Origin of the sequence: Streptomyces griseoviridis (assembly GCF_005222485.1) — a bacterium.
Classification (GTDB): domain Bacteria; phylum Actinomycetota; class Actinomycetes; order Streptomycetales; family Streptomycetaceae; genus Streptomyces; species Streptomyces hintoniae.
In genome coordinates, this window is the sequence record NZ_CP029078.1 from 5,608,250 (window position 1) to 5,630,675 (window position 22,426).

Below are 22,426 nucleotides of genomic sequence, written 5' to 3' on the forward strand. Positions count from 1 at the left end.
ACCTCCCGCCCGGCACGCCCGGCGTCACGCTCCGACGGACACCTCGACCCCCATCACCTCGCGCGCGTGCCGGCTCGGCACCATGCCCAGCCGCCAGGCCTGCCAGCCGGCGTCCAGGTCCACGCCGCGTTCCAGCAGGAGCTGGTAGGCGGCCAGGTACTCGGTCAGCTTCTCGTCCCGCAGCGGATGAGCGGCGCGGGACAGCTGGGCCAGCTCCTCCTGGGCGACCGCCGTGCCGACCTCGGTGCCGCCGGGCGCCGCGTACGGCAGCAGCGTGCAGCGCAGGAAGCGCGACCAGTCCTCGCCGCGCCGGTCGCCGTACGACGCGAACAGCGTCGCCGCCTCGTCGCAGAGGGCGAGCGCCTGCTGCGCCCGCCCGTTGCCCGCGTCCACCACCGCCAGCTCCAGGCACGTCCACGCCTCGCCGTGGGCGACGCCGATGCGCTGGAAGTCGGCGCGCGCGTCGACCAGGAGCTGACGGGCGAACCCGGAGTTGCGCAGCGAACCGGTCTGCGCCGCCCGCTGGTCGCGGGTCACCCGGGCCGAGTGGTGCCGGGCGCAGGCCAGCCCGTACACGTCCCGCATCCGGGAGAACATCGTGCGTGAGCGCTCCAGCTCCCGCACCGCCCGGTCCAGGTCGCCGGTCTCCTCCAGGGCCTGGCCCAGGTAGTACACCGTCCACGCCTCGCCGCGCGCGTCCTCGTTCTCCCGGTGCCTGGCCGCCGCCCTGCGCAGCTCCTCCACCGCCGGCGCGGCGTCCCCGTCGAGGAGCCCGGCGCGGGCCAGCTGGGTCAGCGCCCACGCCTCGCCGCGCGCGTCCCGGGTGCGGCCGTACAGGTCGAGGGCGGTGCGCAGCTCGCGGTCGGCGCGCGGAACGTCGCCCATCCGCAGCGCGAGCTGGCCGAGCTGGAAGTGCGCCCACGCCTCGCCATGCACGGACTCGCCCGCCCGGTGCAGGACCAGCGAGTCGGTGAGCAGGGTCAGCGCCTCCGCGAGGTGCGCGCGGTCCCGCTCCACCGCCGCGAGCGCGTGCATCGTCCACGCCCGGTCCGTCGCCAGCTCGGGTGCCGCCTGGAGGTCGAGCGCCTCCCGCAGCTTCGCCGCCGCCTCGGTGAGACCGCCCTGGTGGTGCAGGGTGATGCCGAGCGAGCAGAGGGCGCGGGCCACACCGGCGTCGTGATGGGCGTCCCGGTACAGGTCGACCACGGACGTCAGGGTCGCCCGCGCCTTGTCCAGCTCACCGAGCTGACGGGCCGCGATACCGGTGCGCCACTGCACCGACCTGACCAGCAGCCCCTGGTCGACGGCCTGCGCCAACTCGCTTATCTCGCCCAGCCGGTAGAGGTCGCCGCGCAGCAGGCAGTAGTCGCACAGGGCGCCCAGCAGGTTCAGGACGGACGCCTGGTTGACGCCCTCCGCGTGCCGCAGGGTGGAGGTGATGAAGCTCGACTCGTCGTCCAGCCAGCGCAGCGCCTCGTCGAGCGAGGTGAAGCCGTGCGGGCTGAACCGGTCCGAGCGGGTCGACATGTTGCCGTCGACCAGCCGCAGCACCGAGTCGGCCAGCTCGGCGTAGTTCACGATCAGCCGTTCCTGCGCCGCCGTCCGCTGTGTCTGCTCCTCCTCGTCGAGGAGCCGGGCGTGCGCGAACGCCCTTACCAGGTCGTGCAGTCGGTAGCGGCTGCCGCGGACATGGTCGATCAGCCCCGCCCGGGAGAGCGCGGTCAGCTGACGCCGTGCCTCCGTCTCGTCGGTGCCGAGGAGTGCGGCGGCCGCCGCCGTGCCCAGCGACGCCCGCCCGGCGAGCGCCAGCCGGCGCAGCAGCCTGCGGGCCGGATCCGTCTGGTCGCTGTACCGCAGCCACAGCGCCCGTTCGATCGGCTCGACCGGCCCGTACACCCCGAGATCCGCGGCCAGTTGACGTGGTGAGCGCGGACCGAGCGCCGACCCCGCGACGCTCAGCGCCAGCGGCAGCCCACCGCACAACTCCCTTATCCGGTCCGCGGATTCGGCGTCGTAGGGCCCGGTGCTCTCCTGTGCCGCCGCCTCCAGAAGCTCCTCGGAGCCCGCCGCGTCCAGCGCCTCGACGGGCAACTGGTGGACGTCGCCCGGGAGATCGGCCGGTTCGAGCGGCTGCCGCGCGGTGACCAGGACCAGGCTGTCGGACCGCTCCGGGATCAGCGCGCGCACCTGCGCCGGGTCCGAGGCGTCGTCCAGGACGACGGTGACGGCGACCCGGGTCAGATGCTGCTGGTACAGCTCGCTCAGCCGCTTGACCTGCTGGTCGGGGGAGGAGCGCTCCCGGAACAGGAGCTGCTCGCGGGGCGCGCCGAGGCGGTTCAGCAGATGCAGCAGGGCGTCCCTGGTGGGCAGCGGCGGCTCCTCGGGGCTGCCGCCGCGCAGGTCGACGACGCAGGCGCCCCGGAAGTGGTCCTTCAGCTCGTGCGCGGCCCGCACGGCGAGCGTGGTGCGGCCGCTGCCGGGCGGGCCGTGCAGCACGACGACCGTCGGACGGGTGCTGGTGCTGGCCCGGGACGCCTGGACCCACTGTCTGATGCGGCCCATCTCCACCCGGCGGCCCGCATACACACCATCCATGTCAGGCAGTTGAGCGAACGACTGGGCCAGCACGGTACGGCCGCGGGCCGCGCCGCTCTTGTCCGCGCCGCGCAACCGCGGCCCGGCCTTCTTCGGCCCGGTCGACGCGGCCAGCACCCGCTGCTGGTCGAGGAACGGCCGGATGCCGCGCACTTCGAGGGCGGTCAGCCACTGGAGCCGCAACTGCTCGGGGCCGCCCGGCTGGCCCGCCGCGCCGGCGCGGTGATGGGCGGCGGGCAGATGCGAACCGGCCACCTTGACCACCGTCGCCGCCGCGGCCACCACCCCCACGGTCACCCCCACGCCCAGCGCGGTCTGGGTGTCGGTGCCCACCACCAGGTCGGACACCGCGGCGGCGACCGCGGCCACGGCCGCCACCAGCAGCGGGGTACCGGCACCGTCCCTGGCGTACCGCTGCGCGAAGCTCAGCCGGCCGGCCTCCGCCGCGTCCAGCGCGTCCGTGTAGGCGCGGTACTCCTCGGCCGCCGTCTCCGCCATCGTGTCCAGGGCACCCCGGGCCCGTGACAGCAGCACGCTCGCGTCGCCGCGCCCGCCCGACCGCCGTACCTCCTCCTCCACGGCTCGGGCCAACACCCGTTCGGCATCCGTCCGATGACCGTCCCGCATGTCCCGTCCCCCTCCGGCGTCAACTCCTGTCCGTACGAGTGTCCTTCGGGTGACGCGGGAGCGCGAGGGGGCGGAGATCACAGGGTTCGGCGACGGCCGCGACCGGGACGCCCGCCCAGGCGCCCCGGAGCGCGACCGGGCGGGCGTCCGGTCAGCGCCCGTCGTCCGGAGTGCCGGTGCGCAGGACCTCCGCGAGGGACTCCGCCCGCCAGCGGCGCAGGAGTTCGTGGAAGGCGACCGCGCCGTGCGGGTAGGCGGTCGGGCCGTTGGGCCGGCCGCGCCCCTCCCGGTTGTAGTAGCCGGGGGTGCACTCGGCGTGGAACCACTCGTGGTCGGGGGCGCCGTCGGCCAGCACCGCGAGCCAGGCGTCCTCCGTCTCACGGGACGGCTCGATGAGGGCGCCCTTCGCCTGGGCGGCGGCGATCAGGGCCGCCGCGTGCACGGCCTGCTCGTCCAGGATGTGCGTGTAGTTGACGCTGCTCGCGTTGTGCAGCGAGCCCATCTGGACGAGGTTCGGGAAGCCGTTGCTGGTGAAGCCGTGGAGGGAGCGCGGGCCCTGCCGCGCCCAGGCGTCGAGGAGTTGGACGCCGTCGCGGCCGTGGACGGGCAGCTTGCCCGAGTGGATGCCCGAGGTGCCGACGGAGAAGCCGGTGGCGAAGATCAGGCAGTCCAGTTCGTAGGCGGTGCCGCCGACCACGACCCCGTTCTCGGTGACCCGCTCGATGCCGTGGGTGTCCGCGGTGTCGACGAGGGTGACGTTGTCGCGGTTGAACGCCGGGTAGTACTTGTCCGAGAACGTGGGGCGCTTGCACGCGTACCGGTACCAGGGCTTGAGCGCCTCGGCGGTCTCCGGGTCGCCGACGATCTCCTCGACGCGGGCCCGCAGCTCGTTCATCTTGGCGGCGTCGGCGACCTCGTAGGCGGCCTCGAACCCGGTCCGGTCGTCCGGCCTGCGGAAACTGGGCAGCAGCTTCTCCAACAGGGCGGCCGACGCCGTCCATTGGTCCGCGACGAGGTCCTCGTCGGCCCGCTCCCCGGAGACGATGCGGAGATAGTTCTCGCGGCGCGCGCGGGCCCAGCCCTCGCGGTCCGCGCCGACGTCCTCGCCCGTGGTGCGGCGGTTGCCGCGCACGTCCACGGTGGAGGGGGTGCGCTGGAAGACGTAGACGTGCCCGGCGTCCTCGGCGAGCATCGGGATGAGCTGGACGCCGGTCGCGCCGGTGCCGACCACGCCCACCCGCCGGTCCGCGAGGCCCGTCAGACCGCCGTCCGGGGTGCCCCCGGTGTAGCCGAAGTCCCACCGCGAGGTGTGGAAGGTGTGGCCCTTGAAGTCCTTGATGCCGGGTATCCCGGGGAGCTTCGGCTCCGAGAGGGTGCCGGTGGCGGTCACCACGTAGGTGGCCCGGAACGTGTCGCCGCGGTCGGTGGCCACGATCCAGGTGCCGGACGGCTCGTCCCACGTCAGCGAGGTGACGGCGGTGGAGAACAGAGCGTGCTCGTAGAGGCCGAACTGCTCGGCCACACGCACCGCGTGGCGGCGGATCTCCTCGCCCGGCGCGTACTTCCACTCCGGGACGTACCCGGTCTCGTCCAGCAGCGGCAGATAGACGTGCGCCTCGATGTCGCAGTGGATGCCGGGGTAGCGGTTCCAGTACCAGGTGCCGCCGAAGTCGCCGCCCTTCTCGACGATCCGGACGCGCTCCACGCCCTGCCGGCGCAGCCGCGCCCCGGCCAGGATGCCGCCGAAGCCGCCGCCGACCACGGCGACGTCGACGGTGTCGTCGAGCGGCGCGCGCTCGGTGGCCTCGGTGTACGGGTCGGCCGCGTAGTAGCCGAACTCGGCGTCGGCGGCGAGGTATTGACCGGTGCCGTCGGGCCGTACCCGGCGCTCGCGTTCGAGGCGGTAGCGCTGCCTCAGCTCGGCGAGTCCTTCGGGGTCGGGGGCGTGCGGGGTCGTCACGTGGGGGGCCTCGATCCTGTGGGCGGGGTGGCGCGCGGGCCGCTCGGGGCGGCCGTCGGTCCGCTACCGTAGCAACTACCGGACAACACTGTCCGGTTGGAGTGCGGGCGTACCGCAGCATCCGGCCACCGCGTCCGCCCCACCGACGCGCGGGCCACCGGAGGACCGCGCCCGCGGACAGGAGCAGTGATCCCCCCTATGCGACGACTTCCGATCCGAACGCTCGCCACGCTCACCGCGATCGGCGCGCTGACCCTGACCGGATGCGGCACCCAGAGCGCCGCCACCGGCGCGGCGGGCACCTCCGACGAGGGCCGGACCATCACGGCCCGGAAGGTCATGCGGCTGACGACGGTGCACCAGGAGACCGGGATGACGCTGCTCGAAGGGCCGACCTTCGGCACCGACGGCGGGCTGTACGTCGTCGACGTCACCGCGCCCGCGGGCAAGCCGAAGGTGCTCCGCGTCGACGTCGGCCGGAAGACCTCGCGCGCGGTCCACACCGACTCCCGGGGCGCCTACACCTCCGCGCAGTTCAGCCCCTACGACGGACGGCTCTATCTGACCGACTACGCGCACGGCGAGATCGTCAGCATGGACCCGGACGGCGGCGATTTCCGGACGTTCTTCTCCGGCGAGGTCGACGGCGCCCTGATGAACCCCGACGACCTCGCCTTCGACCAGGACGGCAACCTGTACGTCAGCGACTCGCGCGGGCTCTCCGAGGGCGAGGCGCACGGCCGCGTGGTGCGGATCGACCGCACCGGCGAGAAGACCGCCGTCCTCGCCGACGGCCTCGCCGCGACCAACGGGATCTCGTTCGACCTCGGCTACCGGGGCCTGTGGATCAGCGAACTCACCGAGAACCGGATCTCCTACCTCCGCCTCGACGCGGACGGAAAGGTGACGGCCAGGCACACCGCCGTCCGCGTCGACGGCGGGATCGCCCAGACCGACTCGATCGCGGTCGACGCCGACGGCAACCTCTACCAGGCGCTGCACGGCAGGGCCGCGATGATCGTCTACAACCAGTACGGCGAGCGCCTCGCGACGGTCCGCCTCCCAGCCCGCACCGAGGGCCTCGAATCGGCGACGAACGTGGCGATCACGCCCGGCGGCCGGACCGCGTACGTGACGGTCAGCGGCCCCGCCGGGGGCTACCTCTACACCTTCGACGCGCTCGCGGACGGGGTACGCCAGTCCAACGGCGGCTGACCGCGGGGACGTTGACGGCCGGCCACGGGAACTTCGGTGGTCGATGGCGGGAACGCCGGCGGCTGACGGCGGGGACGTCGACGGCCGACCGCGGCACTTCGGTGGTCGATGGCGGGAACTTCGGTGGCTGACCGCGGGAACGCCGGCGGCTGACGGCGGGACGTCCGACGGCGGTCGACGTCCCGCCGGTCACTCCTCGAAGGGCCGTACCGGTTCCGCCTCGACGCCGAGCAGCCGCCAGGCCGCCCGCGCGCGCCGCTCGCGCTCCTCGCGGGTGGGGCCGGTGACGGCACCCGAGACCATGGCGACGGCGAGCATGAGATCGCCGGCCGCCTCCAGCCGTCCCCCGTGCGGAGCGTGCCCCCGCAGCGCGCGCTCCACCCGCTCCGACAGGGCCTGCGCGTACGGGGGAACGCCCTGCGGGCTGATCGCCACGTCGGCGTGCAGAAGCCCGATGAAGGCCGCCGACTCGGTGAGGTGCCAGGTCAGCACGCCGAGCACGGTGGCGGACGTGGCGCCCTCGGCCTCGGCGGCCTGCTCGACCTGCCGCACGTTCTCCTCCAGGACCGCGGCGGCCACGGCGGCCCGGTCGGGGAAGTGCCGGTACAGGACGCCCTGCCCGACACCGGCCCGGCGGGCGATGGCGGAGAGCGGGGCGGCGAGCCCGTGCCGCGCGTAGATCTCGCGGGCGGCGGAGACCAGAGCGGCCCGGTTGCGCGCGGCGGCCTTGGGCCCGTGGTTGGCGGGCCGCCACTTCTCCGGCACGGGGTGCTCTGTCACCCGGGAAGGGTACCGCCGGGGGAGGCGGAGGGTCGGGGCCTGTCCGCCGGCCGCGGGCCGCGGGCCGACGGCCAGGAACGGGTCGGTCTGCCCGCCCCGTACGCCTCGATCAGCCTGTCCCGGATGATCCGCCGCACCGGGACGGTGTCGACGTCCATCAGTAGGACGACGGGAGGGCGGGCCCGGTCGGGGTGGCGCACGAGGCCGTAGTGCGCGTCGACGTCGGCGAAGCGGGGGAAGGCGATGGGCAGGCCGCAGGCCACGATGCCGCCCTAGCCGTAGCCCTCGGCGATCGCCTGGAGCTGCTCGACGACCTGCCGCTTCTCGTCCCTGGCCGGCTCGACGTCGCTCGGGTTGTTCACCGGAACGATTCCCCGGTACCGCTTGAGGAGGTCGGCGGGTTCGGTCGGTACCGGTCCTGAAGGGGCGGCGGCCCCGCGAAGTGTCACCGGTCCGTCACAGTCGGCCAGCGCGGAAACCCGCGCCCCCGGTCCGATATCTCCCTGGCTGTCAGCAGATCTCACGCAAGGAACAGCAAGGGACACTCATGAACCACCGTTCTGTCTCGGCCGCGGCCCTCGTCACCTCCGCCGCCGCACTCCTGGCCCTCGGGTGCGGTACCGCCGGCGCGAGCCCGGCCGGCGCGGCGCACGTACGGGCGGCCGCCGCGGATTCCGGCGCGCGGACCGGGGACGCGGCGCGGACCACCTGGAAGCCGTGCGCCCTGCCCACCGGGTACCGGCACTTCTTCGAGCTGAAGTCCGCGAAGAAGGTCCACGGCGACACGGTCGTGCGCGTCGTCCCGGAGAAGTGCGTGGTCAACACGGAGAACGACGAGGATGTCGACTACACCCCGACCGGTCCGGCCACATCCCTCGTCGTCGCGTCGAGCGCCTCCGTCAAGGTCCTCGACGGCACCAGGACCGTGAAGGTCAGCCCGGCGTGGCTGACGAACCACACGCTGGACAACACCCCGCACTTCGTCTACCGCACCGGCGCCGGCAACCGGGTCACGGCGATGCGCGAGATCTACCACCCGTAGGGGAGGGAAGGCTCCAAGACTCCCGGGACCCGGCAGGCGGGTCCCGGGAGCCTGGGCGGAGCCGACCAGCCGCCGGCCTGGGGGAGCCGGGCGCCCGGCATCCCGAACGCGTCGGCATCAGGACATCGATCGCTTGTCGCGAATGTCTTCCGTCATCACCGATGTCTTCCGTTATCGCCGATGTCTTCGGTTCTCCGTGAATCCAGGTATTTCCATCGCCATTCAGCGGCCTTTCCGGGGCGGAATCGGTCATGCCAGGACAAGAGCAGGGCCGACCGCGAGGCAGGAATTCCATTCCGCCGTGATTGATTTCCCGGCTCATTGACAGGCCCCGGTGGAAGAAGCTTCACTTCAGCATCGAGCCGGAGGAGACACTCCTCCGAGCCGAAGAGGTGCGCCCATCCGGTAGCGAATCGACGACCAATTCGGAGCCCGGACCGAGTCGCCAGGACGTGTCGTGCACCGTCCGAGGCGGGGACGCGCCCACGATCTCTCGGAGATCCCGTATGAAGGACAACGCGATCAGCGTTCTGCATCGATGTCTTGTGCTGGCTGTCGTCGTGGCGGCCGCGTTCATCGCCTGGCCCGCGCCGTCCGAGGCGGCGTCGGCCAAGACCCTGCCCCCGGCCGCGGGCGGCTTCGACTACCAGATCGGCGGCCCCTACACGCCGGCCGCCGGAGTCAAGATCGTCAGCCGCGACCACACGGCGAGCCCCGCGTCCAACCTGTACAACATCTGCTACATCAACGCCTTCCAGACCCAGCCGGGCGCGAGTTCCGAATGGGCCGCGGACCTCCTGCTGCGCGACGCGAGCGGCAAGCTGGTGGAGGACAAGGAGTGGCCGGGCGAGTACCTGCTCGACGTGCGCACCGAGGCCAAGCGGGCGGCCATTCTCCAGAAGGTCGGGGGCTGGATCGACGAATGCGCGACGAAGGGATTCGACGCCGTCGAACCGGACAACTACGACCACTACACCCGCTCGAAGGGCCTGATCGACCCGAGCGAATCCAAGAAGTACATGAAGCTCCTCGTCGACCGCGCACACGCGAAGAACCTGGCGATCGCCCAGAAGAACACCCTCGAACTCGCCGGTGACGCCTCTTCTCTCGGCATCGACTTCGCCGTCGTCGAGGAGTGCGGTGTGATCTGGTCCGGCGCCAGCGCGCCCGAATGCCCCGAGTACTACGCGGCGTTCGGCAACCGCATCATCGACATCGAGTACACCAACGCGGGCATGAACCGGGCCTGCGCCTCCTACGCGGGCGTCTTCAGCATCGTGCAGCGCGATGTCTCGGTCACCCCGAACGGCCTCCGCAAGACCTGCGCCGGCCAGTAGGACCGAGCCGAGCGGGCCTTGCCGACCCGCCCCTGCCCCTGTGGTCTCAGTCGTCTCCGACGCTCCCGCGGCCTCCGCGGAACTCCGACCGGTCGTCGTGGTCGGAGGTCGGGGCGAGCACGGGGGCGGGGTGCGGCGGGTGGGCTCGAAGTCGTTTCAGCGTACGAGGATCAACCCGCAGCTGTACGCACGCGCGTGGCCGATGCCCTGAGTGAGGGCAGCGACGAACACCTTGGGGTCGGTGACCGTGAGGGTGCCTTTGATCTCCGCGCGGGCGATGCGAAGTCCCTTGTGCGGTGCGGGACTTGAGGCGCGCGGAAGCATGCGTACGGCGAGTCGGTCGGTGTCCGTGTCCGCTCCGATGCGGGTGACGCCGTCCGGGGCGGTCGCGGGCTCGCCGGACGGTTGCAGGCGTCGCGCGAACCACCCCTTCACGTGCTCGGGCCGAGTGTGCGGGACGCGGGTGCCTCGGGCCTTCCGGGGAGAGCCCGGCGGGGGCGGAATGCTGCGCACCGGATTGACGACCGTGCGGAAGGCGACCCGGTCGCCGACGCGGAAGGTGCGATCGATGGTGAGGGGCTCCGGCCTCTCGGCCAGGGCCGCACGGGGGATGCCACTCCAGTCGGCCGGGAGGGACGACTGGACCACCAGGTTGAGCCGCGCCTGACGGAGGTCGACGGTCCAGGTCGACAGGATGCCCATCTGGGCCCGCGGGTCCTGGCTGCCGTCATCCACCCAGCCGGGGAAGCCGCTCATGACCGTTCGGTGCATGTCCTGGGCGTCGATGAGTGACTTACCGGCGAACGGATGCCGGGCATCCAGGGTCAGCAGGGTCTGCGCGGCGACGAATCTGGCGGCGCCGTCCGCGCCTGACGGGCCGTTCGGCACGGCGGTGTCGGTGTCGGTGTCGGTGTCGGTGTTCACAGGATGATGTCCCATCCACGGGCGTGTGCGGCGATGGTGATGCGGTGGCGGGTCTCCCAGCGGAGACCGTGGGTTGCCCCGTCCGCTCCGAAGCGCACGGGCTGGTCGGACAGGGGTCCGACACCGGGGATCGGCCGCGGACTCTCGAACCAGGCCCACGGGCGTGCGGAGGGCCGGGCACCCGGCGACCCGGTTCCGCAGCCGACCGCGTCGGGAAGCAGGGCGTGTGTCTCGAAGGCATCCCTGAGGGAGCCCGGAGCGATGCCGAGGGCGAGGTCCCCCGACGGCGGACAGGCCTTGCGGCCGAGCCAGAGCAGCCTCTTCGGATGCTCCAGGGCGTGGGCGACACGTTCAAGGAGCGCTCTGTCCTCGTGTTCGAGACCGACGAGAAACGCGGCGTCGGCGAGGTACCAGCGCTCTGTGATCAGGCTGTGGCGGCGAAGCTGCGCGGAGACGAGAGCCCCCGATGCCGGGTCGGCGGTGACGTACTTCGGTGAGCCGTACCACGCCTCCAACTCCGCGCGTCCGAACGGGCCGGGCTCCGGGGCGTCGTCCAACGGCGGCACCGGCGACGGGTCCGTCGTCGCCCTGGCGGCTCGCTGGTGGTCGGTGATGAGGTCACGCGGGCGCAGCGGATACCTCCCGCCGCCGACCGTGTGGTAGTCGCGGAGCGACGTGCCGGGCCGGTCGGCCCGCACGCCGAAGCGCACCTCGGCGAGCTCCCCGAGAGGTTCTTCCCTGGGCAGCCCCAGGGCCGCGGCGCAGAGGCCGATCACACCCGACTTCGTGGGGCGGCTGTGCGTGTCGCGTCGAGCGAACCTGCCGGTGATGCCCCAGGACTGGAGGGGGCCGGCCAGCCGGACGAGGAGGACGTGCGCGTCGTTCGCGCCGCTCACGGGGTGAGGTCCTCGATCCGCTCCACCACGAGCGACTCCGGCACTCCCGACTCTCCCAGGAGCAGATCGATCTCGGGGTCGTACGTGAGCACCCGTGTGGTGCGCAGGTCGCTGCGGCGGCGACTGACGAAGGTGTGATGGCGCAGCAGCCTGCGTACGGCGGCGGGGCCCGCCGGTCCTTCCCCACCGGCCGACAGGGCCCGCTCGTCGACCGGCTTCTGAAAGGCGGACGCGTAGTTGTAGGGGCGCTCCCCTTCGAAGGCGAGGACGAGCGCCGGCAGTGATCCGGTGGACGCGGTGGAGTTCTTCTTCGCTTCCGGAAACGCCTCCACGAAGGAGTTGACGAACTCCTTCTCGGCCTCGGACGCCGCTTCCTCGGCCTCGGCCTCGTCCATTCCGGCCACCCGCAGATTGATGCGGAGCTGCGTACGGTCGAGGACCGCGTGTCGGTAGAAGGTGCCGGAGATCAGGGACTGGTACCCGGTCATGCCCGCGCCCGCGTCGTCCGCCGCGTCGAGGAAGTCGAGTGCGTTGCGTCTGCGATCGAGTTTCGCGTCATCGGCCGCCGCGTAGAAGTCCTCGATCTGCTCGGCCTCATGCACGGTGAAGGCGTGTCCGGTCTGGACGGCGCCGTCCACGTTGGGCGAGTCGGGAATCTCGGCGAGGAAACGACCGTAGAGGGCGATGTCCACGGCGTCGCGAGGAGCGAGGGCCAGCAGCACGGCATCGCGTGTGGCCTTGGGCAGCGGAGGCAGGTCGGCGGCCGGGGCGGCTTCCACCGCGGTCTCCGCCGCGTCCGGTGCTGTCGCGCCCTTCGTCCTGGTTCCGCGTCGTGTCTTCTTCGCGGCCTCAGCGCGAGCCTGGGCTTCGAGATACGCGTCGCGCCACTCCTCGACGTCCGCCGCCCGGTCGACGATGTGGTCCGCGATCCTCACCCCGGCGTCGGCCGGCGCGAAGATGAGCACCTTGGTCAGATCGGCCACGGTCTTCTTCTTCGGATCGCCGAATTTGAGACCGCTCGCTTCCATCACCGTTCGGGCCGTGACCACCGCCCTGTCCCGGTCCCAGCCGTGGGCGGACTCGAGTTCACGTCCGGCCAGGAGCGCCCACTCCCGGGTACGGACGCCCATGCTCCGTCCCTTGAGCTGCCCGAGTCCGGCGTTGGCCCGGTTGCGGGCGTGGACCCGCTCGGCGCGCCTGCGGGCCTGACTGGTGATCATGTGCCGTTCCACACCGCCGAAGACCAGGGATTTCGGCTGCGCGTTCTCGTCGCGTACGGGAAGGACCGCGGCCAGGGTCTCGATGAGATGCAAGGAGAGGAACTGGCTCCGAGGGGGCTCGGTCACGAGATGGTGTCCTTCCGTGTCGTCGGGCGAATCGTGAGAGGTGGTGTCGCCCCGGGTCATCGGTTCCTCGATGCCTGCCGGCCGCGCCCCGGCGGGGTGTGGAACTCGACCGACCACCGGTAGGCGACGCGCGCCTCTCGGTCGTTCCACTTGATGAGGTCCTCGGTCAGAGCGGTCCAGGACGGTGGGGGCTGTTCGCAGGACCGGAGCCGGGTGACGGCGTGCTGGATGTGGCGCCAGGGAACGCGCCGGCTCGCGACGACCCGGCCCAGGAGCCGCTGCGCGCCGGGATTGTCCGGCCCGCGGCCGGTCCCGTCGCCGATCCTGCGGGCCGCGGCGCCGAGACTGCCGTGGCCGTACGAGGGTGTGGGTCGGCCCTGGTGGTAGATCGCGAAGAGGAAGGCCACCTGCTCGAAGAGATCGCGGTGGTCGTCGCCCCCGTACCAGCCGGCCCGGATGTGCGCGTTGGTACGGACCCGGGCGCGACGGAGTTCGGCGAGCGTCCCGTACTCGCGGTCGCGCACGAGACCGGTGAGCCAGGTGGTGAGCGCCGTGCTGTCGTGCGGGAAGCGAGGCGGCTCCGCCTCCGTGTCCACCGGCGGACTCTGCTCAGTCACGTGCGGTCTCCCCTCGGAGTTCGGCCGGGGCCCGCCCACCGGACACGGCTTTGTCGAAGAGCCGCTCGCCCCGGGCGCGCGCTCGATGGTTGCGGTCGCTGGGCGGCAGGGTGTCGAGGCGCCGGAGCAACTGGGTGCGAGCCATGTTCATCAATTCCATCGCGTAGGCGACCAAGGGAGCGGACACCGGGTCGTCGTCCTCGAAACCGCGGTCGATCACCTCGTCCAGCAGTTCGTGGAAGGGGTCCTCGGCCGCGGGCCAGAAGGCGTACCGGGCGTCGAGCCGGGCCACCTGGCTGGTCTCCTCCCCGGCCCTCATGGCGGGGAACGCGGTCTCCGCGGCCACGATCGCCGCGTTCTTCAGGGTCCGCGCCAGGTGCTCGGCGACGATCGAGCCACGGCGGGACGCCCGGTAGAGGTGCGCGGCCATGCCCGGCGCGTAGGGGTAGGCGCCGTGCGTCCAGATGACGGGGAGTGCTTTGTTGGCCAGGAGCCCGACAGCCCAGAGCTGGTACGGGGCGCCCTTCCGTGCTTCCTGGTACGGGCCCTGCGGTTCCGCTCGCTGATGGGGGAGGAGGGACCGCAGCCGCGCGTACATACCGGTCCTGTCGTCCCTGACGGCGCCGTACAGGGCATGGGCCTGTTGCCAGAGAGCCCGGCTGGGCGAGGGCCACAAGGGCTTGGACACGCCGCTCGTCGTCTCGCTGTACACGGCGTCCTGAAGATGACGCGCCGGGTCGAGTTCCAGGATCTCACCGGCCCCGATCAGTACCCGGTCGACCATGATCTGCCCGTGAGGTCCGCGTGCCGGACGCAGCAGCACGGAACGGCCCAGGGAGCTGTGCAGGTCCGCTGAGCTTCGCGGCTTCCGGGGCTTCGGCTTCTCCACGAACGTACGCCGCTCGAAATCGGCCGCGGTCCAGGAGGTGTTGAGCGGCTTCCCCGGCCCGTCAGGCGGATAGAGGTTCAGGCGCAGTGTCTCGCCGAGCGTCCGCCCCAGGGCGACGACCCGGATCCGCCCCGCCAGCCGGCCCGCCGCGAGATTGGTGATCTTGGCGCCGAGCAGATCCCCTGACATGCGGGCCCGTCCGTAAGGGCCGTAGACGTGCTGGGTGAGGGTGGCGCGGAACGCGTCCGCCGCCGGGAGCGGGTTGGGGCGTTCGAGGTGATGGTGGTCGAAGTGCTGGTTGTAGTCGCCGGCGTGCTCGATGACCAGTTGGGCGGTTCCGGTGCCGTCTTTGCGGAGATTCGCGGCCAGTTGGGAGTTCTGGGCCAGCGGCTTCGTGGGGTGGAACAGGTCCCAGGAGTCCGCTGGTTCCTTCGACAGCCAGGCGGCGGCCGGCGCCAGGGCCTTTCCGCCGCGGACCCAGGCGCTCCAGTCCTCGTCGGACGACGGGCAGGTGCCGGACGCGAAGCAGATGGCGAGCAAGTACTCGATGACGGCGACGGTCTCGCCCGGCGAGGCGCAGTCCAGGGCGGCGAGGCCGTCGGCCTGGGCGAGGAGCGCGCACAGGGAGTGGTGCGCGGTCGCGCCGTCGAGGCCGACGGCGGGGACGCAGGGCTGGAAGCGAGGGTCCCAGCCGACGCGTCGCCCGGCCGGAACCGGCGGTCGGCTCTCGTGCAATCCGCTGCCCCCTCTTTGTGGATCAACAGCCACAAAACTAACGGGTGTTGGCGTCGAGGGAGAGGTGTTCTCCGCTTCTCGCCACACGGTGAGCACTCCGCGGACCCCGAAGCGCGGGACACCCCCGCCCACGCGGGGAAAAGCCATTCCAGAGCCCTCCAGGCTCCCGACGGGCCACTCCCGCCGTGAGCGGGAAGCGCTGTGACGGCCGTGAAGCCGTTTGTCCGTACCGGTAGTGGACCGCCCGGCCGGATGACATCCACCCAGGGAACTAAACTCAGAGGTGCCGATGTCTCGGCACCCCGGCAGCGCTCCACCGGGAGACCGGCGAGGTGCGAGCGGCTCCCGTCCCGTGCACGCGGAACGGGAACCACTCGCTGCTGGGGCAGGCCGTTCTCGACGCTCTCGCTGCGTCGAGAACGGCCGTCTACCAGAGGTAGTCGACTGCCTTGGCCACTACTGCGCTGACCACGGCGGCCACCAGGATGAGGAACAGTTCCTCCCTGCGGCGCCCCAGCCACTCACGTGCTGTCGTTCTCATGTCCTTCCTTCCGTGTCGGGACCTGCAGCGCCGCAGACGCAGAGCTGCAGGCGCCGCCACGGCTTGAGCGGGCGGCAGCACGGGAGAAGGTTTACACCAACGCCCTTGCTCCAGGAGGGTTTTCAGGCCACCGAAGCCCAGGAGAGGTGTGTTCAGCAAAGGGCCCTTCACGCTCCCGAGTTCTGTCAGAAGTCCATGTGGTCGTTCTGTGTGAGCAGGGCCCGCCGCGAGCACGGATGCGGTCGGTTCGCGGGGCGTCGGACGCGGTCCCATTCTCAACGCGGGCGTCGGCGTACGAGGATGCTGAGCGTCGTTCGCGCGTCCTTGCGGCGCTCCGGTGCGGAGGCGAGGACGGAGACGAGTGCCACGGTGAGCAGGGCGACCGTGTAGAGGAGACCGGCGGAGCCGCTCAGGAGAAGTGTGGAGGAGAGCAGATGAGAGAGCTGAGACACGGGGCGTCCTTCTGCGGGAGCCGGTTTCGGCTGCTGTGGTAGTGGCTCCAGACTGACGACGACGGTGCTGTGACGTTAAGTTGGGACGACCGCCGCGCAGAGTCTCCGCAGGTCAGTCCGCTTGAGGTCGTACGGAGGCGGCGGGGTTTTCGGGTGGCGGACGAGAACGGGAGCGGGGCCGGTGGCGCCTTCGGAGAGACGCGCGCGAGACGAGCTGCACCGCATGCTGACGGAAGCATGGTGCGACGCGAAGGTGAATCCTGGCTCCGTGGCCGCGGAGTTGGCGATCTCCCGTTCGACGCTGCACGGCTGGATCGGAGGGAGGACCGTTCCCTCACCGGAGCGAGCGCCTGACTTCTGGGCTCTGGTACGGCTGTTGCGGCGGGCGCCCGGCGCCTCGCCGCGCTCGGACGCCGCCTGGGAGGCCGCTCTGCTCGCGGCTCAGACGGAAGCGCAGGGCGCGCAGCACCGGCAACTCCCGTCGAACCGGCGGCGGTTGGACCCTGGCCTCCGTTTCATCGGGCTGCACCGGGCGGCCCCCGACGTCTCCACCGTCGAGGTCCGGGGCAGGGCGAACGAGCGGACGGTGATGAACGCGTTCGCCCAGGACTCCGGACCCGAGGCGCCGTCGTACCTGTGCTGGCTCGCCGACGGTCCCGCGGGCAAGACGACGCTGCTCGCCGACTACGTCCGCCGGAAGCCCCCGGCCGACCTCGACATCCTGACGTTCTTCGTCTCCGCGGCCCACGGCACCGACACCCGGGCGGAGTTCGAGCGGGAGATCGTCGACCAGATCGACGCTCTCCTCGGCAGGTCCAAGAGCCCCGGCAGCCCCGGCAGCCCCGTCCCGCGTGGCACCCGGAGGTGGTCCGCCCTCTTCGCCGAGGCCGCCGCGAAGAGCGCGCGACACGGACGGAACCTGCTGCTCGTGGTCGACGGACTCGACGACGACGTCGCCTGGTCGGACCCCGCGGGCACGAACGGGACACCGGAGCCCCGGACCCGCCCCGAGGCCAAGCAGAAGGGCCCGGTCAAGGCCGTGCGGAGCACCGCGCGCGGAAGCATCGCCGGCCTCCTGCCCGCCCACCCGCCGCCCCCCATGCGCGTCATCGTCTCCCTCCGGCGTGCTGTGCCCCTCCCCGGCGATGTCCCCGAGAAGCGGCATCCACTGCGCGAGAGCAGCCACCTGCGGACCCTCCTGCCCGTCGCGGGGATAGCGCGGATCCGACAGCCGCCACCGGACGGCACCGCGCTGGGCGAACCGGTCGCGGGGCTGCTCGCCGTGGCGGGCGGCGGCCTGCGCATGACGGACCTGGCGGAGCTGACCGGGCTCTCCGCCGACCACCTCGACCGCCTGGCGCACGGCCCGGCTGGGCGCGCCCTCGTGACCGACGATCCGGTGCTCCGGACGTACGCGTTGGCGGACGCCCCTCTCGTCGACGCGATCCTCGCGGACCTGGCGGAGCCAGAAGTCCGGCGGTACACAGCGGACTTGCTGGCCTGGTCGCGGACCTGGCGGGCGGCCGGCTGGCCGGACGGCACTCCTCCCTACCCTCTGACACATCAGCTCCGCCTGCTGACCGACACCGCCGAACGCGCCGAGTTCGTCCTCGACCTGCCTCGCCTGCGTCGACTCGCCCACACGGCCGGACCGGACGTCGCGCTCGCCCAACTGGACGCCTTCGAGAGGGAGATCAACGAAGCGGCGGACGTCACGTCCGACGCCGACGCTCTGGCGACCCTGGTACGTCTCCGCGGGGCGCGGTCCCTGCTGCGCCCGGAGTACGACGCGGACGTGCCCGACGGGGCTGCCGCCCTCTTCGTCAGGCTCGGGGACCGGGAGCGCGCACGCGCCCTGGCCCGTTCCGCACCCACGGCCCTCGCCAGGGCCGTGCAACTCGCGGACGTGGCAGTGGAACTGGCCCTCGCGGGACGGTCCTTTGGGGAGCGGACCGACCTGGACGCCGTCGTGCGGGAGACCGTCGAGTGGCTGCTCCGTGACCGGGCCCACCAGGGCTTTCCCGGTGCCTTCCGAGACCCCGAGTCGTACGCGCGGCTCCTCTGCGCCGCGGGCACGCTCGCGCGTCTGAACGGTCCCGGCGTCGCCCGGCCGTTGTTCCTCGCCGTGCTCCACGACCCTGCGGCCGGGACAGCGGCGGTCATCGAGGCGGCGGCGGCGCTGGACGCCGTCAAGGAGTTGCGCTGCCGGGCGGAGACGCTCAGCGCGGGTGACCCGCGGGCCAGGACCGCGGCGGTGGAACTCTATGGTCTGCTGCCGCAGGTCGCCCCCTACCTCGGCCGGTACGCCGGTGATCGCATCGAGGCCGTCTGCGAGGAACTCGGCGACGCGGAAGGACTCGGCGCGGTCGACGTGCTGGCCGCCGCGGCGTCGGCGCTCAGCACTCTGCCCGCCAAGCGACATGGCCGAGCCGCCGATCAGATGCACAAGGCCCTGGCCCGGATGCGCCAGGCGATCAAGGCGCTCAGGGACCCGGTGCCCCCGTCCGACGTCCTGTCCGAAGCTGATCGGGCTCACCTGCGCCGCGAACTCGCCGGGACACTGACGCGTCTTGCCAAGGCCGCAGCCGACATGGACGCGAAGGGCGACCTCGGCGGCATCAGACGTCTCATGGAGACCCTGCCCGAAGACCTGCGCGTCGGAGTGCTCGACGACCCCCTGCTGGAGCGGGCGCAGTGGGTCCTGGACACAGCCGAGGACGACAGAGCGCGACGGAACAGCGGGGTGGCGCAGGCCGCCGCCGAGAAGAGTGAGGCCGAACGCAAGGCGAAGCGCAGGGCCGGCGACGCCGAGCGCGCGGCATTCACGAGGCAGCGCATGGCCCACAAGGCGCGATCCGCCCGGACACCACGGCCCGCACGGACAGAACCCGAGGACACCCAGCCCCCACCCCCGCCCCGGCACACCCCCGCACCCCGGCGCCCGCGTCCGCACCGGCGGTCGACCGGTCTGCTGCGCCCTGGTGACGGCCCGTACCCCGACCGCCCGGAGCAGCCCCTGCTCCCGCTGCTTTTGGAGGCGGACGACCAACTGGCCGCGGGTCACCTCCCGCGCAGTCGGGAACTCCTGGAGTCCGCCCTGCGGAGCCGTCACGCGGTGCGGCCCACGAACCTCCCGTCGCTCCCGGAGAGCTGGACGGCAGACCTCTTCCAGGCCATGGGCGCCGCAGGCGGGTGGGACGAGGCCGAAGCGCTCGCGAAGATCCTGCCCGGCACACCTGCCCGCGCCCGGCACCTGGCGGCCCTCTCCCTCGGCTGCTCCCTCGCCGGACACGACGACCCGGGCGCCCGCTACGCCCGAGCGGCGGCCCGCCTGGTCCCCGACGCCGCCGCCCCTGACCTGGCGAACGCCGTGGCTCAGGCTCTCGCCCACGCCGGGGACGGGCCCGCGGCCACGGCGATGGCGACCGGAAGCACCGCCGCGCAACGGCGACACGCGCTGACGACGGTCGCAGCCGGGCTCGTACGACACCGTCCGGAGGCGGCGGCACGGGCCGCCGGGCCTCTGGTGGAGGCCGTCGCACGGCGAATCGACGCCGGGGGCAGCCCGCTCACCCTTCTCTCCGGACTCGCGGCGCTGCTGCTCGCCTTCCCGGACGTGCGGGACCCGGCCCCACCGTTGAGCGACGCACTCCGCCGCACCGCTCTCCAGGTGGCCGACCCCTCCACGGCGCCGCAGGCCCGGACGATGGCCGCCCTCGCCCTGCTGGCCCGGCTCGGCTGCCTGCCGGACGGAGCCATGGACGCCGTCGAAAGCGCGGTCCACCGCTGGCGACACACCCTTCGACCGGAACCACGGCTCGCCGCGGAGCTGGCGTTGCTGGCCGCGGTGGAAGGCGACACCGCCGCCGTGCGGCAGCACGCCGAGACGGCGCCGACGCCGGACGACCGAGCAAGGGCGCTCGGTACGGCCGCCGCGCACCTGGCGGGCGCCCACGTGGCGTTGGCCGTGGACAGCGGCGCTGAGCAGCGGGTGACGCGGACCTGCCTGGTGCTCGCCCGGGCCGCAGGCGACGGCCGGCCCCCGGCCGAAGGGACGGCCCGCCGGATCGCGCTGGAGCTTTCGCGGGACGACGCCGCGTGGACGCGCACGATCCCGCTGCTCCCGGCACTCGCCCCTGGGGCGCTGGGGCCCCTGGGCGCGATGGGGAGGGACACGTACCGGCCCGAGGAAGGAGCCCCTGGCGGCGGCACGGCACCTCGGAGGTGAGGCCCCGCCGCTCCGTCGCGTCGGGGCCCACCCCGCCGCAGCCGTGCGGAGCCCACGCCGGCCTCCCCGCGCGGAGAGGGCCCTGTGAGACGCTGGATCACATGAACCGGCTAGCTGGTGTGACCTCCCCGTATCTGCTTCAGCACGCCGACAACCCCGTCGACTGGTGGCCCTGGCAGCCCGAGGCGTTCGAGGAGGCCAGGCGGCGGGGGGTGCCGGTGCTGCTCAGTGTCGGGTACTCCGCGTGCCACTGGTGCCACGTCATGGCCCACGAGTCCTTCGAGGACGAGGTGACCGCCGCCTTCCTGAACGAGCACTTCGTCAGTGTCAAGGTGGACCGGGAGGAGCGGCCCGATGTCGATGCCGTGTACATGGAGGCCGTGCAGGCCGCCACCGGGCAGGGTGGCTGGCCCATGACCGTGTTCCTCACCCCGGACGCCGAGCCCTTCTACTTCGGTACCTACTTCCCGCCCGAGGCGCGGCCAGGGGTGCCGTCCTTCCGGCAGGTGCTCGAAGGGGTGCGGGCCGCCTGGAGCGACCGGCGGGACGAGGTCGCCGAGGTCGCGGGGAAGATCGTGCGGGATCTGTCCGAGCGGGAGATCGCCTTCGGCGCCGGTGCCGCGCCCGGTGACCAGGAGACCGCTCAGGCGCTGCTCGGGCTGACCCGGGAGTACGACCCGCAGCGCGGCGGGTTCGGGGGCGCGCCGAAGTTCCCGCCGTCCATGGTGCTGGAGTTCCTGCTGCGGCATCACGCGCGCACCGGTGCCGAGGGCGCGCTCCAGATGGCGCGGGACACCTGTGAGCGGATGGCCAGGGGCGGGATCTACGACCAGCTCGGGGGCGGGTTCGCCCGGTACTCGGTGGACCGGGACTGGGTGGTGCCGCACTTCGAGAAGATGCTGTACGACAACGCCCTGCTCTGCCGGGTCTACGCCCATCTCTGGCGGGCCACCGGGTCCGAGCAGGCCCGCCGGGTCGCGCTGGAGACCGCCGACTTCATGGTGCGTGAACTGCGCACGGCCGAGGGCGGGTTCGCCTCCGCGCTGGACGCCGACAGCGACGACGGCACCGGCCGGCACGTCGAGGGCGCCTACTACGCGTGGACGCCCGCGCAGTTGGCCGAGGTGCTCGGCGAGGACGACGCCCGGATCGCCGCGCACTACTTCGGCGTGACGGACGAGGGCACCTTCGAGCACGGCTCCTCGGTGCTGCAACTCCCGCAGCAGGACAGCGTGTTCGACGCCGAGCGGATCGCGTCGATCCGGCGCCGGCTGCTCGCCGCGCGGGACACGCGTCCGGCACCAGGGCGCGACGACAAGGTGGTCGCCGCCTGGAACGGCCTCGCCATCGCCGCGCTCGCCGAGACCGGCGCCTACTTCGACCGCCCCGACCTCGTGGAGGCGGCCGTCGGCGCCGCCGACCTCCTGGTCCGGCTGCACCTGGACGAGCAGGCACGGCTGGCCCGCACCAGCAAGGACGGCAGGACCGGCGCCAACGCGGGCGTCCTGGAGGACTACGCGGACGTCTCGGAGGGGTTCCTCGCGCTCGCCTCGGTCACCGGCGAGGGCGTCTGGCTGGAGTTCGCCGGGTTCCTGCTCGACCACGTCCTGGCCCGGTTCACCGACCCGGAGTCCGGCGCCCTCTACGACACCGCCACCGACGCCGAGCAGTTGATCCGCCGCCCGCAGGACCCGACCGACAACGCCACCCCGTCCGGCTGGAGCGCCGCCGCGGGAGCGCTGCTCGGATACGCGGCGCAGACCGGCTCGACGCCCCACCGGGCCGCCGCCGAGCGGGCGTTGGGCGTCGTGAGGACGCTCGGCCCGCGCGTCCCCCGGTTCGTCGGCTGGGGCCTCGCGGTCGCCGAGGCGCTCCTCGACGGGCCGCGCGAGATCGCCGTGGTGGCGTCCGAGGCCGACGACACGGCGTCGAAGTCCCTGCACCGCACGGCACTTCTGGGCCTCGCGCCCGGCGCCGTCGTCGCCTACGGGACCGCCGGGAGCGACGAGTTCCCGCTGCTCGCCGACCGGCCGCTGGTCGACGGCGGACCGGCCGCCTACGTCTGCCGGCACTTCACCTGCGAGGCACCCACCACCGACCCGGCCGAGCTGCGCGCCGCGCTCGACGGCTGAACCGGACAGATCCGTAACCCACCCAAACGTGATGTGCATGAGGAATATTCACGCTCGGGCCTCAATGTGATGAAACACGCCCTTCACCGAAAGGGCCTGCGCTCTTCACA

The 22,426-nt window shown here is 72.5% G+C and carries 15 protein-coding genes; 5 read left to right on the forward strand and 10 right to left on the reverse strand.

The genetic code is table 11. The features are described from left to right. Window positions 1–24: 24 nt before the first annotated feature. Both DDJ31_RS24360 and DDJ31_RS24365 read right to left on the reverse strand, forming a co-directional pair. Entirely contained in the window at window positions 25–3,222 is a 3,198-nt protein-coding gene (locus tag DDJ31_RS24360; RefSeq protein ID WP_127178247.1) for a tetratricopeptide repeat protein, read from the reverse strand. Window positions 3,223–3,373: 151 nt separating this feature from the next. Next, window positions 3,374–5,182 (reverse strand): flavin-containing monooxygenase, encoded by a 1,809-nt coding sequence (locus tag DDJ31_RS24365; RefSeq protein WP_127178246.1) that lies wholly within the window; start codon window positions 5,180–5,182, stop codon window positions 3,374–3,376. A gap of 198 nt (window positions 5,183–5,380) precedes the next feature. Here DDJ31_RS24365 and DDJ31_RS24370 point away from each other — a divergent pair, with 198 nt between their 5' ends. Beyond that, complete coding sequence (locus DDJ31_RS24370; protein WP_127178245.1) at window positions 5,381–6,397, forward strand: SMP-30/gluconolactonase/LRE family protein; 1,017 nt, start codon at window positions 5,381–5,383, stop codon at window positions 6,395–6,397. A gap of 189 nt (window positions 6,398–6,586) precedes the next feature. Here DDJ31_RS24370 and DDJ31_RS24375 read toward each other — a convergent pair whose 3' ends face one another. Next, on the reverse strand, window positions 6,587–7,177 hold the full coding sequence (locus tag DDJ31_RS24375) for a TetR/AcrR family transcriptional regulator (RefSeq protein WP_127178244.1): 591 nt from the start codon (window positions 7,175–7,177) through the stop codon (window positions 6,587–6,589). After that, window positions 7,174–7,440 carry a hypothetical protein gene (locus DDJ31_RS24380; RefSeq protein WP_127178243.1) on the reverse strand — a complete coding sequence of 89 codons (267 nt, stop codon included), beginning with the start codon at window positions 7,438–7,440 and terminating at the stop codon, window positions 7,174–7,176. The genes DDJ31_RS24375 and DDJ31_RS24380 overlap by 4 nt, the downstream gene beginning before the upstream one ends. 284 nt (window positions 7,441–7,724) lie before the next feature. Here DDJ31_RS24380 and DDJ31_RS24385 point away from each other — a divergent pair, with 284 nt between their 5' ends. Both DDJ31_RS24385 and DDJ31_RS24390 read left to right on the forward strand, forming a co-directional pair. Continuing rightward, complete coding sequence (locus DDJ31_RS24385; protein ID WP_127178242.1) at window positions 7,725–8,219, forward strand: hypothetical protein; 495 nt, start codon at window positions 7,725–7,727, stop codon at window positions 8,217–8,219. A 506-nt stretch (window positions 8,220–8,725) separates the two neighbouring features. Next, on the forward strand, window positions 8,726–9,556 hold the full coding sequence (locus tag DDJ31_RS24390; RefSeq protein WP_127178241.1) for an endo alpha-1,4 polygalactosaminidase: 831 nt from the start codon (window positions 8,726–8,728) through the stop codon (window positions 9,554–9,556). A gap of 156 nt (window positions 9,557–9,712) precedes the next feature. Here the strand turns inward: DDJ31_RS24390 and cas6e are convergent, their stop codons facing one another. The 6 genes from cas6e to DDJ31_RS24420 form a co-directional block, all read right to left on the reverse strand. Beyond that, window positions 9,713–10,480 (reverse strand): type I-E CRISPR-associated protein Cas6/Cse3/CasE, encoded by a 768-nt coding sequence (gene cas6e, locus DDJ31_RS24395; protein ID WP_240678092.1) that lies wholly within the window; start codon window positions 10,478–10,480, stop codon window positions 9,713–9,715. Continuing rightward, window positions 10,477–11,376 (reverse strand): type I-E CRISPR-associated protein Cas5/CasD, encoded by a 900-nt coding sequence (gene cas5e, locus DDJ31_RS24400; protein ID WP_127178239.1) that lies wholly within the window; start codon window positions 11,374–11,376, stop codon window positions 10,477–10,479. The genes cas6e and cas5e overlap by 4 nt, the downstream gene beginning before the upstream one ends. Then, entirely contained in the window at window positions 11,373–12,722 is a 1,350-nt protein-coding gene (locus DDJ31_RS24405; protein WP_240678091.1) for a type I-E CRISPR-associated protein Cas7/Cse4/CasC, read from the reverse strand. Before DDJ31_RS24405 ends, cas5e begins: the two co-directional genes overlap by 4 nt. A gap of 56 nt (window positions 12,723–12,778) precedes the next feature. Then, on the reverse strand, window positions 12,779–13,339 hold the full coding sequence (gene casB, locus DDJ31_RS24410) for a type I-E CRISPR-associated protein Cse2/CasB (protein WP_240678090.1): 561 nt from the start codon (window positions 13,337–13,339) through the stop codon (window positions 12,779–12,781). Further along, the gene (locus DDJ31_RS24415; RefSeq protein WP_240678089.1) at window positions 13,332–14,963 is read right to left on the reverse strand and encodes a type I-E CRISPR-associated protein Cse1/CasA; all 1,632 of its coding nucleotides are present in this window, start codon (window positions 14,961–14,963) and stop codon (window positions 13,332–13,334) included. The genes casB and DDJ31_RS24415 overlap by 8 nt, the downstream gene beginning before the upstream one ends. An 816-nt stretch (window positions 14,964–15,779) precedes the next feature. Continuing rightward, window positions 15,780–15,956 carry a hypothetical protein gene (locus DDJ31_RS24420; RefSeq protein WP_164784903.1) on the reverse strand — a complete coding sequence of 59 codons (177 nt, stop codon included), beginning with the start codon at window positions 15,954–15,956 and terminating at the stop codon, window positions 15,780–15,782. A gap of 223 nt (window positions 15,957–16,179) precedes the next feature. Here DDJ31_RS24420 and DDJ31_RS24425 point away from each other — a divergent pair, with 223 nt between their 5' ends. Next, on the forward strand, window positions 16,180–20,184 hold the full coding sequence (locus DDJ31_RS24425) for a hypothetical protein (RefSeq protein WP_164784902.1): 4,005 nt from the start codon (window positions 16,180–16,182) through the stop codon (window positions 20,182–20,184). A 101-nt stretch (window positions 20,185–20,285) separates the two neighbouring features. Beyond that, the gene (locus tag DDJ31_RS24430) at window positions 20,286–22,316 is read left to right on the forward strand and encodes a thioredoxin domain-containing protein (protein ID WP_127178236.1); all 2,031 of its coding nucleotides are present in this window, start codon (window positions 20,286–20,288) and stop codon (window positions 22,314–22,316) included. Window positions 22,317–22,426 lie beyond the last annotated feature (110 nt).